13 protein-coding genes are annotated in these 16069 nt (G+C 58.2%); 6 read left to right on the top strand and 7 right to left on the bottom strand.

Annotated features, from left to right (window positions below):
* Positions 1 to 45 precede the first annotated feature (45 nt).
* The 5 genes from mnmE to rpmH all read right to left on the bottom strand — a co-directional run bounded on the left by mnmE (position 46) and on the right by rpmH (position 3974).
* Positions 46 to 1416, bottom strand: coding sequence for a tRNA uridine-5-carboxymethylaminomethyl(34) synthesis GTPase MnmE (gene mnmE, locus QMX97_RS00595; protein WP_213551889.1), 1371 nt, complete (start codon positions 1414 to 1416; stop codon positions 46 to 48).
* Positions 1417 to 1495: 79 nt separating this feature from the next.
* Positions 1496 to 3178 carry a membrane protein insertase YidC gene (gene yidC, locus QMX97_RS00600; RefSeq protein ID WP_065902690.1) on the bottom strand — a complete coding sequence of 561 codons (1683 nt, stop codon included), beginning with the start codon at positions 3176 to 3178 and terminating at the stop codon, positions 1496 to 1498.
* A 2-nt stretch (positions 3179 to 3180) separates the two neighbouring features.
* Entirely contained in the window at positions 3181 to 3426 is a 246-nt protein-coding gene (gene yidD, locus QMX97_RS00605) for a membrane protein insertion efficiency factor YidD (RefSeq protein ID WP_010207715.1), read from the bottom strand.
* Complete coding sequence (rnpA, locus tag QMX97_RS00610) at positions 3419 to 3823, bottom strand: ribonuclease P protein component (protein ID WP_003177079.1); 405 nt, start codon at positions 3821 to 3823, stop codon at positions 3419 to 3421. Before rnpA ends, yidD begins: the two co-directional genes overlap by 8 nt.
* A 16-nt stretch (positions 3824 to 3839) precedes the next feature.
* Positions 3840 to 3974, bottom strand: coding sequence for a 50S ribosomal protein L34 (gene rpmH, locus QMX97_RS00615; RefSeq protein ID WP_003213577.1), 135 nt, complete (start codon positions 3972 to 3974; stop codon positions 3840 to 3842).
* Between the two features lie 585 nt (positions 3975 to 4559).
* On the opposite strand from rpmH, the gene dnaA reads away from it, so the two are divergent.
* Genes dnaA through gyrB form a run of 4 tightly spaced genes read left to right on the top strand, consistent with a single transcriptional unit; the run spans position 4560 to position 10765 of the window.
* Positions 4560 to 6077 (top strand): chromosomal replication initiator protein DnaA, encoded by a 1518-nt coding sequence (gene dnaA / locus QMX97_RS00620; protein ID WP_106805571.1) that lies wholly within the window; start codon positions 4560 to 4562, stop codon positions 6075 to 6077.
* A 38-nt stretch (positions 6078 to 6115) separates the two neighbouring features.
* Entirely contained in the window at positions 6116 to 7219 is a 1104-nt protein-coding gene (dnaN, locus tag QMX97_RS00625) for a DNA polymerase III subunit beta (protein ID WP_053258802.1), read from the top strand.
* A 20-nt stretch (positions 7220 to 7239) separates the two neighbouring features.
* On the top strand, positions 7240 to 8343 hold the full coding sequence (recF, locus tag QMX97_RS00630; protein WP_065902696.1) for a DNA replication/repair protein RecF: 1104 nt from the start codon (positions 7240 to 7242) through the stop codon (positions 8341 to 8343).
* Between the two features lie 4 nt (positions 8344 to 8347).
* Positions 8348 to 10765: a DNA topoisomerase (ATP-hydrolyzing) subunit B gene (gyrB, locus tag QMX97_RS00635; RefSeq protein WP_065902697.1), complete on the top strand. Its 2418-nt coding sequence runs from the start codon at positions 8348 to 8350 to the stop codon at positions 10763 to 10765.
* A gap of 94 nt (positions 10766 to 10859) precedes the next feature.
* On the opposite strand, the gene QMX97_RS00640 is transcribed toward gyrB, so the two are convergent.
* Positions 10860 to 11585, bottom strand: a complete 726-nt coding sequence (locus QMX97_RS00640) for a response regulator transcription factor (protein WP_282395584.1) — start codon at positions 11583 to 11585, stop codon at positions 10860 to 10862.
* Positions 11586 to 11899: 314 nt separating this feature from the next.
* Between QMX97_RS00640 and QMX97_RS00645 the strand changes: the two genes are divergently transcribed.
* Complete coding sequence (locus QMX97_RS00645; RefSeq protein ID WP_282395649.1) at positions 11900 to 12814, top strand: FecR domain-containing protein; 915 nt, start codon at positions 11900 to 11902, stop codon at positions 12812 to 12814.
* A 3-nt stretch (positions 12815 to 12817) separates the two neighbouring features.
* Positions 12818 to 15097 (top strand): CHASE2 and HATPase_c domain-containing protein, encoded by a 2280-nt coding sequence (locus tag QMX97_RS00650; RefSeq protein WP_282395585.1) that lies wholly within the window; start codon positions 12818 to 12820, stop codon positions 15095 to 15097.
* 182 nt (positions 15098 to 15279) lie between these two features.
* On the opposite strand, the gene QMX97_RS00655 is transcribed toward QMX97_RS00650, so the two are convergent.
* A complete protein-coding gene (locus tag QMX97_RS00655) occupies positions 15280 to 16050 on the bottom strand; it encodes a lysophospholipid acyltransferase family protein (protein WP_065902705.1) in 771 nt (256 codons plus the stop codon).
* Between the last annotated feature and the right edge of the window lie 19 nt (positions 16051 to 16069).

The raw sequence follows: 16069 nt of genomic DNA on the forward strand, positions 1-16069 counted from the left end.
ACGTCTTCAGGCCACTGTCGCCGGCAGGGGTTGTGGATAACCTGGTTATTTGCCGATGCAGAAGCTGGAAAAGATCCGTCCCAACAAATCATCGGAGCTGAATGCACCGGTGATTTCCCCCAGCAGCTGCTGCGCCTGGCGTAAATCCTCAGCCAGCAGCTCCCCCGCCCCTGCCAGGGTCAGCTGCGCTCGACCATGCTCCAACGCCGCGCTGGCGTGGCGCAGTGCCTCCAGGTGCCTGCGGCGCGCACTGAAGCTGCTTTCCGACGTCTGCTCGAAGCCCATGCACGCCTTGAGATGCTCACGCAGCAATTCCAGCCCTTCGCCTGCCGACTTGGCGCTCAGGCTGATGGTGACGTGGCCATCCTCGCTGGTTTCGAGGGCGATGGCTTCACCCGTCAGGTCGGCCTTGTTGCGGATCAAGGTGACTTTGGCCGGGTCCGGCCGTTGCTCGAGGAATTCCGGCCACAGTGCAAAAGGATCCACAGCCTCCGGTGCCGTGGCATCCACCACCAGCAGCACGCGATCGGCTTCGCCGATTGCCTTGAGGGCGCGTTCGACGCCGATCTTTTCCACCTGGTCTTCAGTGTCGCGCAGGCCAGCGGTGTCGACCACGTGCAACGGCATGCCGTCGATGTGGATATGTTCGCGCAGGATGTCACGGGTGGTGCCGGCGATCTCGGTGACAATCGCGGCTTCGCGACCTGCCAGGGCGTTGAGCAGACTGGATTTGCCCGCATTCGGCCGGCCGGCAATCACCACGGTCATACCGTCACGCAACAACGCGCCCTGCCCGGCTTCACGCAGTACTGTGGATAACTCATCGCGGACTTTATCCAGCATTGCCAGGACGTGGCCATCGGCAAGAAAGTCGATTTCCTCTTCCGGAAAATCGATCGCAGCCTCCACGTAAATGCGCAGGCTGATCAATTGCTCGGTCAAGTTATGCACACGCAGGGAAAAAGCCCCCTGCAACGAGCGCAACGCATTGCGTGCCGCCTGTGCAGAACTGGCTTCGATCAAGTCCGCAATGGCTTCAGCCTGGGCCAGGTCGAGCTTGTCGTTAAGGAAGGCGCGCTCACTGAATTCGCCCGGGCGAGCCAGGCGGCAACCCAATTGCAGGCAGCGCTGCAGCAACATATCCAGCACTACCGGGCCGCCGTGGCCCTGCAATTCAAGGACGTCTTCACCGGTGAATGAATTCGGGCCCGGAAAATAAAGCGCCAGGCCCTCGTCCAGCACACTGTTGTCAGCGTCCAGGAACGGCCCGTAATGGGCATACCGCGGCTTCAACTCGCGACCGCTGATCGCCTGTGCTGCCCTGCCGGCAAGCGGCCCGGAAATACGAACGATACCGACACCGCCGCGACCTTGAGCGGTAGCGACAGCAGCGATGGTTTCACGAGGAGCGCTCATCAGCAGGTTCCAGAACAAAAGTGACAGAAAGCAAAACGCCCCACTAGGGGGCGTCTTGAGTGGTTATCCACAGAGTAAATTACGCCGCAGCTTTTTTGGTAGCCGCTTCGATTTTACGTGTGATGTACCACTGTTGAGAGATCGACAACACGTTGTTGACCACCCAGTACAGCACCAGACCAGCAGGGAACCACAGGAAGAAGAAGGTGAAGATGATTGGCATCATTTTCATTACCTTGGCCTGCATCGGATCCGGCGGAGTCGGGTTCAGACGCTGCTGGATAAACATGGTCGCGCCCATGATGATCGGCAGGATAAAGAACGGGTCTTTGATCGACAAGTCAGTTATCCACAGCATGAACGGCGCCTGGCGCATTTCCACGCTTTCCAGGAGTACCCAGTACAACGACAGGAACACCGGCATCTGCACCAGAATCGGCAAGCATCCACCCAGCGGGTTGATCTTCTCTTTCTTGTACAGCTCCATCATGGCCTGCGACATTTTCTGCCGGTCATCACCATGTTGCTCTTTCAGCGCGGCCAGTTTCGGTGCAACGGCACGCATACGCGCCATCGACTTGTAGCTGGCGGCCGACAGCGGGAAGAAAATCCCTTTGATCAGCATGGTCAGGAAGATGATCGAGAAGCCCCAGTTACCCACAATGCTGTGGATATGTTGCAGCAACCAGAAAATCGGCTGGGCAATGAACCAGAGGAAGCCGTAATCCACAGTCAACTCAAGACCTGGGGACAACTCTTTCAGCACGGCCTGGCTTTTCGGACCGGCGTACAGGGTAGCGCTGGTCTCGGCCTTGGCACCTGGAGCGACGGTCAACGCCGGGCCAGTGAAGCCAATGATGTAGTTACCCTGGCTGTCCTTGCGGGTTTGAACCAGGTTCGCGTCACCCTTGTTCGGGATCCAGGCGGTCACGAAGTAGTGTTGCAGCCAGGCAACCCAGCCACCTTGGACGGTTTCTTTCAGCGAGCCCTTGTCGATATCTTTCATCGACACTTTTTTGTACGGCTCGTTACTTGTCCACAGGGCAGCGCCCAGGTAAGTCGCGGTGCCAGTGGCGGTGCTGGAAGAAGGGTCGGAACTGGCGTCACGCTTGAGCTGGGCAAACAGGTTGCCGCTCCATGGCTTGTCGCTTTCGTTGTCGATCAGGTAAGTGACCTTCAAGTCGTACAACCCACGGGTGAAGCTGAAACGCTTGATGTAATTGACGCCGTCGAGGCTGAATTTCAGGTCGACGTTCAACTGGTTCTGGCCGTCAGCCAATTGATAAGTCTTTTGCTCGGTCGAATAAACCGGACGACCGGTAGCACGTGCATCCGGACCGTTGGTGCCGGTCAGGCCACTTTGCGCCAGATAAGTCCGTTCACCACCGTTATCGAACAGTTGGAACGGGACATCCGGATGGTCTTGGCGACGTGGATACAGCGGCAGTTTCAACTGCGCGATATCACCACCTTGTGGGTCGATAGCCAGGTCGAGCACATCCGTTTTCACGTGGATGAGGTCTTTATTGGTGACCACTGGCGTTTCTAAAGGGGCGCTTGTCTCGCCATTCGCGCTGGGAACATCGGCACTCGCGGACGCATTGTTACCCAGCGGGGTGTCCGGAATAGCCGGCGCAGCCTGATTGGTAGCAACATTCTGAGTCGGCAGGGCAGCCTGGCCGTAGTCCTGGTTCCACTTAAGAACCATGACGTAGGACACGATTGCCAGGGCGACGATCAGGATCGTGCGTTTAATATCCATGATTACTCGGCCATCGAAGAAGAACGGGAGGTAGGGATAGGTGGAACCGGGTCATAACCACCGGGATTCCACGGATGACAGCGACCTAAACGACGAAAGGTCAGCCAGCCACCGCGCAGAAGACCATGATTTTCTATGGCCTCTAACGCGTAGCAGGAACAACTGGGGTAGAAACGACAGTGGCTGGCCATCAGAGGACTAATGGCATAGCGATAAAACTGGATCGGAACGAGGGCCAGTTTACGCATCAAGGCTGTCTACCCCTACAGTTTCGGTGCTGACTGCTGGTGCTGGCTTGTGGGTACGCGCCAAACGTTTCCAGAGCTTGCCGAAATGCTGAATCAATTCGGGGTTTTCTACATCACCCAAGCCTTTGCGCGCGACGATAACAATATCCCAACCAACCAGAGTGTCCTGGTGGAGGCGAAACGATTCGCGCATCAGACGCTTGAGGCGATTGCGCTCAACGGAGAGCTTTACGCTCTTCTTGCCGATCACCAACCCGAGACGGGGATGATCAAGATCGTTGTTACGCGCAAGGAGCAGGAGATTTTTCCCCGGAACCTTGCCGGTGGGGGAGTCAAAGACTGCCTTGAAGTGCCGGGGGGTTAGCAGACGCTTTTCCCGACTGAAGTCCTGACTCACCACCAGTACCGGATTATCAAACTGCCAGACGCGCACGACCTTTGGCGCGGCGACGCGACAGGACAGCACGGCCGTTCTTGGTAGCCATGCGAGCACGGAAGCCGTGGGTACGGGCGCGTTTGATGGTGCTTGGTTGGAAAGTACGTTTCATGGCGTTGTTACCTGGTTCGTCCACAACGGGCCGGAATGGCCCCCGTTTTAAGAGACCGGCGATTCTAGAGAAAGCAAGCCTCTAGGTCAATTTCCAACCAGCTTTTCCTTTAATTAGATCTTTACCGGCCATTCGCCGTTTTCCATGCGCTCGGCTTTCACGAGCAATGCCATAGATATAAAAATAAAGAAGGAAGGTATTTAAAGCTTTTCTGTAAAGCTTATAAAAGCTAGGCAGGCGATCCTCTGTGGATAAGTGCCCTGAGGCCATGAACTGCCTGATGTACAGAGAATGACAACTACGGGGGAAAACGGTGCTCTGCCTGTGCTGCACTGTCGGATAAGCTGTGTGTGGAATAGGTTGTTATCCACAGGCCAGTTACCCACAGACTTTCGACCCCACTTGTACAACGAGCTTAGGTAGGCTTATCCACAGAGCTTATGCACAGACCATTGGTCGCCTTTTTCTAACTTAACGCGTTGATTTTGGGCGTCCTGTGCGCAACCTACATGTGGATAAGTGGACGGCTGGCCGCTACAATGGCGGCTGTTTTTGCCTCACCGGCTTTCAACTTAGGGGATATCCGTGTCAGTGGAACTTTGGCAGCAGTGCGTGGAGCTTTTGCGCGAAGAGCTGCCTGCCCAGCAATTCAACACCTGGATCCGTCCGCTACAGGTCGAAGCCGAAGGCGACGAGTTGCGTGTCTATGCGCCTAACCGTTTTGTCCTCGACTGGGTCAACGAGAAGTACCTGAGCCGCGTTCTCGAATTGCTCGATGAACATGGCAATGGTCTCGCGCCGGTGCTCTCCTTATTAATAGGCAGCAAACGCAGTTCAGTCCCGCGTGCTGCGCCGAACGCGCCGTTGGCGGCTGCGGCATCGCAGGCTCAGGCGGCGACCTCACCGGTCAACAACACGCCAGCTCCTGCGCCGACACCTTCGAAATCCGCCGCGCAAAAAAATGCGCCCGAACACGAAGAACCGTCCCGCGACAGTTTTGACCCGATGGCGGGCGCAAGCTCCCAGCAGGCGCCGGTTCGCGCCGAACAGCGCACCGTGCAGGTCGAAGGCGCGCTCAAGCACACCAGCTACCTGAACCGCACCTTTACCTTCGAGAACTTCGTCGAAGGTAAATCCAACCAGCTGGCCCGCGCGGCCGCCTGGCAGGTCGCCGATAACCCCAAGCATGGTTACAACCCGCTGTTCCTTTATGGCGGCGTCGGTTTGGGTAAGACCCACTTGATGCACGCTGTGGGTAACCACCTATTAAAGAAGAACCCGAATGCCAAGGTCGTGTACCTGCACTCGGAGCGCTTCGTGGCTGACATGGTCAAGGCCTTGCAGCTCAATGCCATCAACGAGTTCAAACGGTTCTACCGCTCGGTTGATGCGTTGCTGATCGATGACATTCAATTCTTCGCGCGCAAAGAACGTTCCCAGGAAGAGTTTTTCCACACCTTCAACGCCCTGCTCGAAGGCGGCCAGCAGGTCATCCTGACCAGTGACCGTTATCCGAAGGAAATCGAAGGCCTGGAAGAACGCCTGAAATCACGTTTCGGCTGGGGCCTGACCGTGGCGGTCGAGCCGCCGGAGCTGGAAACCCGCGTTGCGATCCTGATGAAAAAGGCCGACCAGGCGAAGGTCGACCTGCCGCATGATGCTGCTTTCTTTATTGCCCAACGCATTCGTTCCAACGTGCGTGAGCTGGAAGGCGCGCTTAAGCGGGTCATTGCGCACTCGCACTTCATGGGCCGCGACATCACCATCGAGTTGATTCGTGAATCCCTGAAAGACTTGCTGGCCCTGCAAGACAAGCTGGTGAGTGTGGATAACATCCAGCGCACCGTGGCCGAGTACTACAAGATCAAGATCTCCGACCTGCTGTCCAAGCGCCGTTCGCGTTCGGTGGCACGTCCCCGTCAGGTGGCCATGGCCCTCTCCAAGGAGTTGACCAACCACAGCCTGCCGGAAATCGGTGATGTGTTTGGTGGTCGCGACCACACAACGGTCTTGCACGCATGCCGCAAGATCAATGAACTTAAGGAATCCGACGCGGATATTCGCGAGGACTACAAGAACCTGCTGCGTACACTGACAACTTGATGACACCAGCGCAGCTTATTAAGGCAAGGGACTAGACCATGCATTTCACCATTCAACGCGAAGCCCTGTTGAAACCCCTGCAACTGGTCGCAGGCGTCGTCGAGCGCCGACAGACCTTGCCGGTGCTCTCCAACGTATTGCTGGTGGTCGAAGGCCAGCAATTGTCCTTGACCGGTACTGACCTGGAAGTCGAGCTGGTGGGTCGTGTGCAGCTGGAAGAACCCGCCGAGCCTGGCGAGATCACCGTACCGGCGCGCAAGCTGATGGACATCTGCAAAAGCCTGCCGAATGACGCGCTGATCGACATCAAGGTTGATGAGCAGAAGTTGGTGGTCAAGGCCGGTCGCAGCCGCTTTACCTTGTCCACCTTGCCAGCCAATGATTTCCCGACCGTGGAAGAAGGTCCTGGCTCGCTGACGTGCAGCCTGGAGCAAAGCAAACTGCGTCGTTTGATCGAACGCACCAGCTTCGCCATGGCGCAGCAGGACGTGCGTTACTACCTCAACGGCATGCTGCTGGAAGTCTCCGAAGGCATCATCCGCGCTGTAGCCACTGACGGTCACCGCCTGGCCATGTGCTCGATGAAAGCCGACATCGGCCAGCCGGATCGCCACCAGGTCATCGTGCCGCGCAAAGGTATCCTCGAGCTGGCGCGTTTGCTCACCGAGCCGGATGGCAACGTCAGCATCGTCCTGGGTCAACACCACATCCGTGCGACCACCGGCGAGTTCACCTTCACCTCCAAGTTGGTTGACGGCAAATTCCCGGATTACGAGCGTGTCCTGCCTAAGGGCGGCGACAAGTTGGTGATTGGTGATCGTCAGGCCCTGCGCGAAGCGTTCAGCCGTACCGCGATTCTGTCCAACGAAAAGTACCGTGGCATCCGCCTGCAACTGGCCAATGGTCAGCTGAAGATCCAGGCCAACAACCCGGAGCAGGAAGAAGCGGAAGAAGAAGTGGGCGTCGACTACAACGGCGGCTCGCTGGAAATCGGCTTCAACGTGAGCTATCTGCTCGACGTGCTGGGTGTGATGACGACCGAACAGGTTCGCCTGATCCTGTCCGACTCCAACAGCAGTGCCCTGGTGCAGGAATCCGACAACGACGACTCGGCTTACGTTGTCATGCCGATGCGCCTGTAATCATGCTCAGCAGAAGCTAGATGTCCCTCAGTCGCGTCTCGGTCACCGCGGTGCGCAATCTGCACCCGGTGACCTTCTCCCCCTCCCCCCGCATCAATATTCTCCACGGCGCCAATGGCAGTGGCAAAACCAGCGTGCTGGAAGCCATTCACCTGTTGGGTCTCGCCCGTTCATTTCGCAGTGCGCGCCTGTTACCGGTGATTCAGTACGAGCAACTGGCGTGCACGGTGTTTGGCCAAGTCGAACTGGCGGAAGGTGGGCACAGCAGCCTGGGGATATCGCGTGATCGCGGTGGGGAGTTCCAGATTCGCATCGACGGGCAAAATGCTCGTAGTGCCGCGCAGTTGGCGGAAATCCTGCCATTGCAACTGATCAACCCCGACAGCTTTCGGCTGTTGGAAGGTGCACCGAAAATCCGCAGGCAATTCCTCGATTGGGGAGTGTTCCACGTGGAACCGCGTTTCATGGCCACTTGGCAGCGCCTGCAGAAGGCCCTGCGGCAGCGGAACTCGTGGCTGCGGCATGGTACACTTGACGCCGCTTCGCAAGCGGCCTGGGACCGGGAACTGTGCCTGGCCAGCGACGAAATAGATGAATACCGCCGCGCCTATATCAAAGCCTTGAAACCAGTCTTTGAGCAGACCTTGAGCGAGTTGCTAGATCTCGAGGGGCTGACGCTGAGTTATTACCGTGGTTGGGACAAAGAGCGCGACCTGAGTGCCGTGCTCGCCACGTCTTTGCAGCGGGATCAGCAAATGGGTCATACCCAGGCCGGCCCACAACGGGCTGATTTGCGTCTTAGATTGGGCGCACACAATGCCGCGGACATCTTGTCCCGGGGTCAGCAGAAGTTGGTGGTGTGTGCACTGCGGATTGCCCAAGGCCACTTGGTTAGCCAAGCCCGCCGCGGTCAGTGTATTTATCTGGTGGATGACTTGCCGTCCGAACTCGACGAGCAGCACCGCCGCGCGTTATGCCGCTTGTTGGAAGAATTACGCTGCCAGGTGTTCATCACCTGTGTAGACCACGAATTATTGAGGGAAGGCTGGCACACGGATACGCCAGTCGCTTTGTTCCACGTGGAACAAGGCCGTATCACCCAGACCCACGACCATCGGGAGTGAAGGCATGAGCGAAGAAAACACGTACGACTCGACCAGCATTAAAGTGCTGAAAGGTTTGGATGCCGTACGCAAACGTCCCGGTATGTACATTGGCGACACTGATGACGGTAGCGGTCTGCACCACATGGTGTTCGAGGTGGTCGACAACTCCATCGACGAAGCTTTGGCCGGTCACTGCGACGACATCAGCATCATCATCCATCCGGATGAGTCGATTACCGTGCGCGACAACGGTCGCGGTATTCCGGTAGACGTGCACAAAGAAGAAGGCGTTTCGGCGGCAGAGGTCATCATGACCGTGCTCCACGCCGGCGGTAAGTTCGACGACAACTCCTATAAAGTCTCCGGCGGTTTGCACGGTGTGGGCGTGTCGGTGGTGAACGCACTGTCCGAAGAGCTGATCCTGACCGTTCGCCGCAGTGGCAAGATCTGGGAACAGACCTATGTCCACGGTGTACCGAAAGAGCCGATGAAGATCGTTGGCGACAGCGAATCGACCGGTACTCAGATCCACTTCAAGCCATCGGCTGAAACCTTCAAGAACATCCATTTCAGCTGGGACATCCTGGCCAAGCGGATTCGTGAATTGTCCTTCCTCAACTCCGGTGTGGGTATCGTCCTCAAGGACGAGCGCAGCGGCAAGGAAGAGCTGTTCAAGTACGAAGGCGGCCTGCGTGCGTTTGTTGAATACCTGAACACCAACAAGACTGCGGTCAACCAGGTGTTCCATTTCAACATCCAGCGCGAAGACGGCATCGGCGTGGAAATCGCCCTGCAGTGGAACGACAGCTTCAACGAGAACCTGTTGTGCTTCACCAACAACATTCCTCAGCGCGACGGTGGTACTCACCTGGTGGGTTTCCGTTCCGCACTGACGCGTAACCTGAACACCTACATCGAAGCCGAAGGCTTGGCAAAGAAGCACAAAGTTGCCACTACCGGTGACGATGCGCGCGAAGGCCTGACCGCGATTATCTCGGTGAAAGTGCCGGATCCAAAGTTCAGCTCCCAGACCAAAGACAAGTTGGTGTCTTCCGAAGTGAAGACCGCCGTCGAACAGGAAATGGGCAAGTACTTCTCGGACTTCCTGTTGGAAAACCCGAACGAAGCCAAGCTGGTTGTCGGCAAGATGATCGACGCGGCTCGTGCCCGTGAAGCGGCGCGTAAAGCTCGCGAGATGACCCGCCGTAAAGGCGCACTGGATATCGCCGGCCTGCCAGGCAAACTGGCTGACTGCCAGGAGAAGGACCCTGCCCTCTCCGAGCTGTACCTGGTGGAAGGTGACTCTGCTGGCGGTTCCGCCAAGCAGGGTCGTAACCGTCGCACCCAGGCGATCCTGCCGTTGAAGGGCAAGATCCTCAACGTCGAGAAGGCGCGCTTCGACAAGATGATTTCCTCTCAGGAAGTCGGCACCTTGATCACAGCGTTGGGCTGCGGTATCGGCCGTGACGAGTACAACATCGATAAGCTGCGCTACCACAACATCATCATCATGACCGATGCTGACGTCGACGGTTCGCACATCCGTACCCTGCTGCTGACGTTCTTCTTCCGTCAGTTGCCGGAGCTGATCGAGCGCGGCTACATCTACATCGCCCAGCCGCCGTTGTACAAAGTGAAAAAGGGCAAGCAAGAGCAATACATCAAAGACGACGACGCCATGGAAGAGTACATGACGCAGTCAGCCCTGGAAGATGCCAGCCTGCACTTGAACGACGAAGCCCCGGGCATTTCCGGTGAAGCGCTGGAGCGCCTGGTTAACGACTTCCGCATGGTGATGAAGACTCTGAAGCGTCTGTCGCGCCTGTATCCGCAGGAGTTGACCGAGCACTTCATCTATCTGCCATCCGTAAGCTTGGAGCAGTTGGGTGACCACGCTCACATGCAGGATTGGCTGGCCCAGTACGAAGTGCGCCTGCGCACCGTGGAGAAATCTGGCCTGGTGTACAAAGCCAGTCTGCGCGAAGACCGTGAACGTAATGTCTGGCTGCCAGAGGTCGAACTGATCTCCCACGGCCTGTCGAACTACGTCACCTTCAACCGCGACTTCTTCGGCAGCAATGACTACAAGACCGTGGTAACCCTGGGCGCGCAACTCAGCACCCTGCTGGACGACGGCGCTTATATCCAGCGTGGCGAACGCAAGAAGCAGGTCAAGGAATTCAAGGAAGCCCTCGACTGGCTGATGGCTGAAAGCACCAAGCGTCACACCATCCAGCGATACAAAGGTCTGGGCGAAATGAACCCGGATCAGCTGTGGGAAACCACCATGGACCCGGCTCAGCGTCGCATGCTGCGCGTGACCATCGAAGACGCCATTGGCGCAGACCAGATCTTCAACACCCTGATGGGTGATGCGGTCGAACCTCGCCGTGACTTCATCGAAAGCAACGCATTGGCGGTGTCCAACCTGGACTTCTGATCAGGCAAGACCGCTGAAAACAAAAAGGCCAACGCTCAGCGTTGGCCTTTTTTATTGGGCAGATTTTAAATGCTCCACGTGGAACATCGCCATTTCAGTTGGGCGATGGCGCCGTTGCGACACTCTCCAACCGATACCCATACCCGTAGATCGTTAACAGCTGCCAACCCCGATCCGCCGTCAGCCCAAGCTTGTTACGCAGCCGGTAGATATGCGTATCCAGTGGGCGAGACGAGACCATTTCTTCATGAGTCCAGAAGCGCTCATAGAGGTACTCACGAGACAGCGGTCGGGCCAGGTTGGCGAACAGGCAACTGGCCAGGCGGTATTCACGCTCGGTCAGGTTGATCGGTTTGCCGGCTCGGGTCACCGTCAGTTCAGCATCGTCAAAGGTCAGGTCGTTGAAGCTTTGCACCTCTTGGGTCGCCGACTTCTGCAGGCCGTGGCGGCGCAACACTGCAGAGACACGGGCTTTCAGTTCGTTGGGACGAAAGGGTTTGCTGACGTAGTCGTCGGCGCCGCTATTGAGCGCCGTGACGATATCGCTCTCGGCATCGCGGCTGGTGAGCATGATGACGGCGGGCGGCGATTCCATGTGTTCGCGGGTCCAGCGCAGCAAGGCAATGCCATTGATATCGGGCAGTTGCCAGTCGAGTATCAGCAGGTCGAAGGTTTCCCGGCGCAGTTGGCGTAGCAGGTCTTCACCACGCTCGAAGCAATGCAGGGACCAAGGCTGCTCCGCGGTGCCGGGGATCTGTCGCAGTGTCTGTTCCACCCGCCGCAACTCGGCAGGTTCGTCATCCAGTATTGCGACACGCATGTCGAGGGTCCTTTGTTCTTAATATCGGGCAGCCGACGGCCAATGAATAACGGCACATACTGCGCAGTTGCCGGCCATTGAATCTGAATAATTGTGGTCAGATTCGACGACCCCTTGGATCTCTCGGTACGCTGATATCAAAGGGCCGTAACCCCCTGAAAGTCCTGGGTACCTCTGTGGGAAAGATACCGGCTCCCGAGGGTAAGTAAAAGGATCAGCCGACACATGCGCTGCCGTAAATGCCCGCGTGCCGATGTCAGACGTCCTCTGGAACCTGGACATTGATGAGAACCATGACGCTTTCCCCCCATTCAATGCTTCGCGCCCTTCCCTCCCTGTTGATCCTGGCGGTAGGGGTTGCGGGTGCATCGGCCAAAGCGCGGCCGGCCTATATTGATGACCATACCCTGTGCCGTGCGCAGCCGTTGCCGGCTGTTGTCCAGCACCTGACCGGGGAAGCCTGGAAGCTCGATGTACGCGGCAAGGTGACGCCTTTGCAGGAGGGCATGACCATTGATGAGCAAGAGGGGGTGAGAACATCCGCTGCGGCATTTGTCAGCCTGTTGCTCGGCGACGGTTCTCGGGTGGTGCTGCCGTCCAGTTCCCAGGTGCGCCTGCACCTCGACGAGAAGCAGTTGATCCCCCAAGTGATGCTCGAACAAGGCCAGGCCGAAGCGTATGTGATCAAGCGGGCCACCGATTATGATCGCTTCCAGATCGTCACGCCGGTGGGCGTGCTGGGGGTACGTGGCACACACTTTCGAGTGCGCGACGATGGTGAGCAATCGGTGCTCGAAGTACTCGACGGCCAGGTCGCGGTCAACCGTGACAGCAAGGCTGGCCCGTCTGGCAGCGAAGTAAAGGTCGGCGCGCGACAAGGGCTGCTGTTCAAGAAACAAGGCGAGCTTGAGCCGTTAGCGTTGCTGCCCGCGCCGAAACTCATTGGCCAGGATGGGCAGAAAGGCGACGCGCCCGTCTGGCGTCTATACCTGCGGCCATTGGCGGGCGCGCAACGTTATCGCGCCCAGGTGGCGACTGATAAAGCCTTCATGAACATCAAGCAGGAAAACTTCTCCAGTGAGCCGAAAATGAGCTTCACTGGGCTCAAGTCGTCGTTTTATCACGTGCGTTTGTCGGCGTATGACGCCCACGGACTGGAAGGAGAAACCGGGGTCTATGACATTTTCTACTACCCGCCCGCCGCACAGGCGCAGGCTACCGGTGGCTGACCGATGATGCTCTGGGGCAAGCCCGAGAAACGCCAGCCCACCCACGCCCAGCGCTTGTTCCATGGCCTGGTCCGCGAGTGGCTGTGGATCGGTTTACTGCTGCTGCCGATCACGGCCTATCTGTCATTGAGCCCCGGCCTTGCCTTGAACAACCCGTTGTATGACAGCCTGCGTCGGCTGACCCCACTGCCGGTGGACCCGCGTATTTTGCTGGTGACGATTGACGATCAAAGCCTGAAAAAGCTCGGTCAATGGCCTTGGCCGCGCAGTTTGCACGCCGACCTCATCGACCGCCTGAATGCCGCACAACCCGCCGGCATCCTGTTTGATGTGATCTTCAGCGAGCCCGGCAACCCCGTTAATGACAAACGCCTGGCCGATGCCGTGTGCAACGCCGGTAACGTGTTGTTGCCACTGTTGCGCGATAGCACCGCCAGCTACAGCCGGCCAGGCGAGCAAATGTCCGCGCTGCTGAAATGCGCCAGGGGCGTTGGCCATATCAACGTGGAAGCCGACAACGATGGCGTGGTGCGCAGCTTGTATATGCGCGAGGGCCCACCGGATGCTGCTGTTGCGCAGTTGGCATGGCTGGCCTATGAGATGAGCGGTGAGAAGTCGCCGATGCCGGGAGAGGCACGCGAGCCGATCGATCAACACTGGCACCGGGAGCATGCCATTCGCATCCCGTTCATTGCGCCGCACACGCATTTCCCTAGCGTGTCCTACGTCAGTGTATTAAACGGTGAGGTGCCTCCCGAGCAACTGCGCGACCGTCTGATTCTCGTGGGCGCCACAGCCTCCGGAATGGGCGATCGATTCGTCACGCCCCTCTCCTCCACCGTTGGCACCACGGCCGGCGTAGAGATCCAGGCCAATGTGCTCAATGGCTTGCTGCAAGGGCGAAGCATCGTTGACGTGCCCGCATGGCTGGCGGCAACCCTGGCGACGTCGCTGGTCGCATTGTTGCTGGGATTGTTGCTGTACCGCCCGCGCTATGCGCTATGGATGACCCTGGGCTGCATGGCCACGGCGTTGTTCGGTGCCTGGGCGCTGCTGCGCCTGGGCCACTGGTGGTCGCCGGCGGCCTGCTTGATTGGTTTGTTACTGAGCTACCTGATCTGGAACTGGCGGCGCCTGAGCGCGATCCTCGCCTATTTCGGCTGGGAGCTGGCGCGGCTGGATAACGAGCCCAAAGTGCTGCCCGAGCGCCGGCGCGCGCCCGCCAGCCATGGCGATGTGTTGCAGGGGCGTATCTTCGCGCTGGAGCAAGCCGTGAGCCGCACGCGAGATACGCGGCGCTTTATGGCCGATGGCCTGGAGTGCTTACCGGTAGCCACTCTGATTACCGACCCCGGCGGCAATATTTTGCTGGCAAATCGCATTGCCCGTGAGGTGTTCGGCAATGACCTGGTCAACGAAAACCTCATCGAACAACTCGCCGACCTCGGTTATCCTCCGCTGCACAATGGTGTGCGCCCTGCCCTGTCCGCACTCGAACTCGTCGAGTTCCGAGATATCCGCCAGCGCAGCCTGCGCATGGAGCTGGCCCCCTTGCTGCCGGCAGAAGGTGATGTCGCACTCGGTTGGCTGTTGAGCCTGACGGACCTGAGCAAGGAGCGTGATGCCCAGCAGCATCGCGAGACCATGCTGCGCTTCCTGTCCCATGACCTGCGCGCGCCGCACTCGGCGATCCTCGCGTTGCTGGACGTGCACAACGGCGAGTCACCGGTATTCGCCCAGATCGAGCAGCAGGTACGACGCGCCTTGAGCCTTACCGAGTCGTTCGTACAGCTGGCGAAAGCCGAGGCTGATGGCTATCAATTCCAGCCGACCCTGTTCGCGATGCTGGTGATGGATGCCTTCGATCAAGTCGCGTTGATCGCCCAGCTCAAGGGCATTCACTTGGTGCACGACCTGGATGAAGCCGATGAGGGCATGGTGTGGGCCGATCAATCGTTACTCACGCGCGCGTTGTTCAACGTGCTGGAGAACGCGATCAAGTACTCCCCGTCGGGTACCACCGTCCGGCTGAGTCACGCCACTGTGCAAGGTTGGTTGGAATGCCGCATCAGCGACCAGGGGCCAGGGATCGCTGCGCAGGATTTACCGGAGCTGTTCAGCCAGTACCGACGCTTCGATTCCGCGCAGGGCAGTGAAGGCCTGGGGCTGGGCCTGACCATGGTCAAAGCCGTTCTCGAGCGTCATGGAGGGCGGATCAGTTGCGAAAGCGTGGTCGGTAAAGGCACCACGTTCAGCCTGCAGCTGCCGCTGTGGGAAGAGTGAGAAAACCCACTTTCCTGCTGTGCATAAAAAACCGGTCCCAAGGACCGGTTTTTTTCTGCGAGAAAAACTTATGCACCTTTTCCGCTATTTTATGAGCTTGGGAAATATGTAAGTAAATCAGCTTCTTATAAGTCAAAAAGACCCATTCGCCAACAAACCGTACACAGGTTATCCACAGATGCTCATACCACCGGCGTGTCGACCACAACCGGCTCTGGCGGCAGCGAACCCATGGCCCGCTGCTGCGCTTCATTCCAGGCCGCAGCACGGTCATTCAGCGCGGCAATGGCGCGCGGGCCTTCACCTTCTGCATACATCGGTTCGCCAATCACTACGGTGATGGTGCCCTCACGCTTGGCCCAGCCGGTCTTTGGCCAGTACTTGCCGGCGTTATGCGCAATCGGCAAGACCGGCAGGTGGGCGTTGACTGCCAACGCGGTACCACCGCGTGAGAACTTGCCTACGGTGCCGTATGGCACGCGGGTACCTTCGGGGAAGATCAACACCCAAACGCCGTCCTTGAGCAGCTCGTCGCCCTTCTTGGCCACGTGCTTGAGCGCCGCCTTGGGGTTGTCACGGTCAATCGCGATGGGACGCAACATGGCCATGGCCCAGCCGAAGAACGGCACGTACAGCAGCTCACGCTTGAGCACCTGGCTCAGGGGCGAGAAGTACGCCGAGAGGAAGAACGTCTCCCAGGTGCTCTGGTGGTTCGACAGAATCACGCACGGCTGGTCCGGCACGTTTTCGGCGCCCTTCACCTCGAAACGGATATTGAGGAACACCTTGGTCAGCCACAACGCGCAGCGGCACCAATAGACGTTGATAAAGCGATAGCGCGCCTTGAACGGCAGGAAGGGCGCGATAAAAAAGCTCAGGGTGCACCAGAGGAAAGAACTGGTGCCCAACAGCAGGTAAAAGAAAAAGGTTCTGATGGCCTGCAAAATCGACATGGCGGCATTTACCGTTGCG

Source organism: Pseudomonas sp. PS01298 (assembly GCF_029959745.1).
Taxonomy (GTDB): domain Bacteria; phylum Pseudomonadota; class Gammaproteobacteria; order Pseudomonadales; family Pseudomonadaceae; genus Aquipseudomonas; species Aquipseudomonas aylmerensis.

What these genes read in the sequence shown, in the direction of transcription:
- dnaN (WP_053258802.1), top strand. Translation starts at nt 6,116, where the DNA reads ATGCATTTCACCATTCAACGCGAAGCCCTGTTGAAACCCCTGCAACTG.
- recF (WP_065902696.1), top strand. Translation starts at nt 7,240, where the DNA reads ATGTCCCTCAGTCGCGTCTCGGTCACCGCGGTGCGCAATCTGCACCCG.
- QMX97_RS00645 (WP_282395649.1), top strand. Translation starts at nt 11,900, where the DNA reads ATGCTTCGCGCCCTTCCCTCCCTGTTGATCCTGGCGGTAGGGGTTGCG.
- rpmH (WP_003213577.1), bottom strand. Translation starts at nt 3,974, where the DNA reads ATGAAACGTACTTTCCAACCAAGCACCATCAAACGCGCCCGTACCCAC.
- QMX97_RS00655 (WP_065902705.1), bottom strand. Translation starts at nt 16,050, where the DNA reads ATGTCGATTTTGCAGGCCATCAGAACCTTTTTCTTTTACCTGCTGTTG.
- QMX97_RS00650 (WP_282395585.1), top strand. Translation starts at nt 12,818, where the DNA reads ATGATGCTCTGGGGCAAGCCCGAGAAACGCCAGCCCACCCACGCCCAG.
- yidD (WP_010207715.1), bottom strand. Translation starts at nt 3,426, where the DNA reads ATGCGTAAACTGGCCCTCGTTCCGATCCAGTTTTATCGCTATGCCATT.
- yidC (WP_065902690.1), bottom strand. Translation starts at nt 3,178, where the DNA reads ATGGATATTAAACGCACGATCCTGATCGTCGCCCTGGCAATCGTGTCC.
- gyrB (WP_065902697.1), top strand. Translation starts at nt 8,348, where the DNA reads ATGAGCGAAGAAAACACGTACGACTCGACCAGCATTAAAGTGCTGAAA.
- mnmE (WP_213551889.1), bottom strand. Translation starts at nt 1,416, where the DNA reads ATGAGCGCTCCTCGTGAAACCATCGCTGCTGTCGCTACCGCTCAAGGT.
- QMX97_RS00640 (WP_282395584.1), bottom strand. Translation starts at nt 11,585, where the DNA reads ATGCGTGTCGCAATACTGGATGACGAACCTGCCGAGTTGCGGCGGGTG.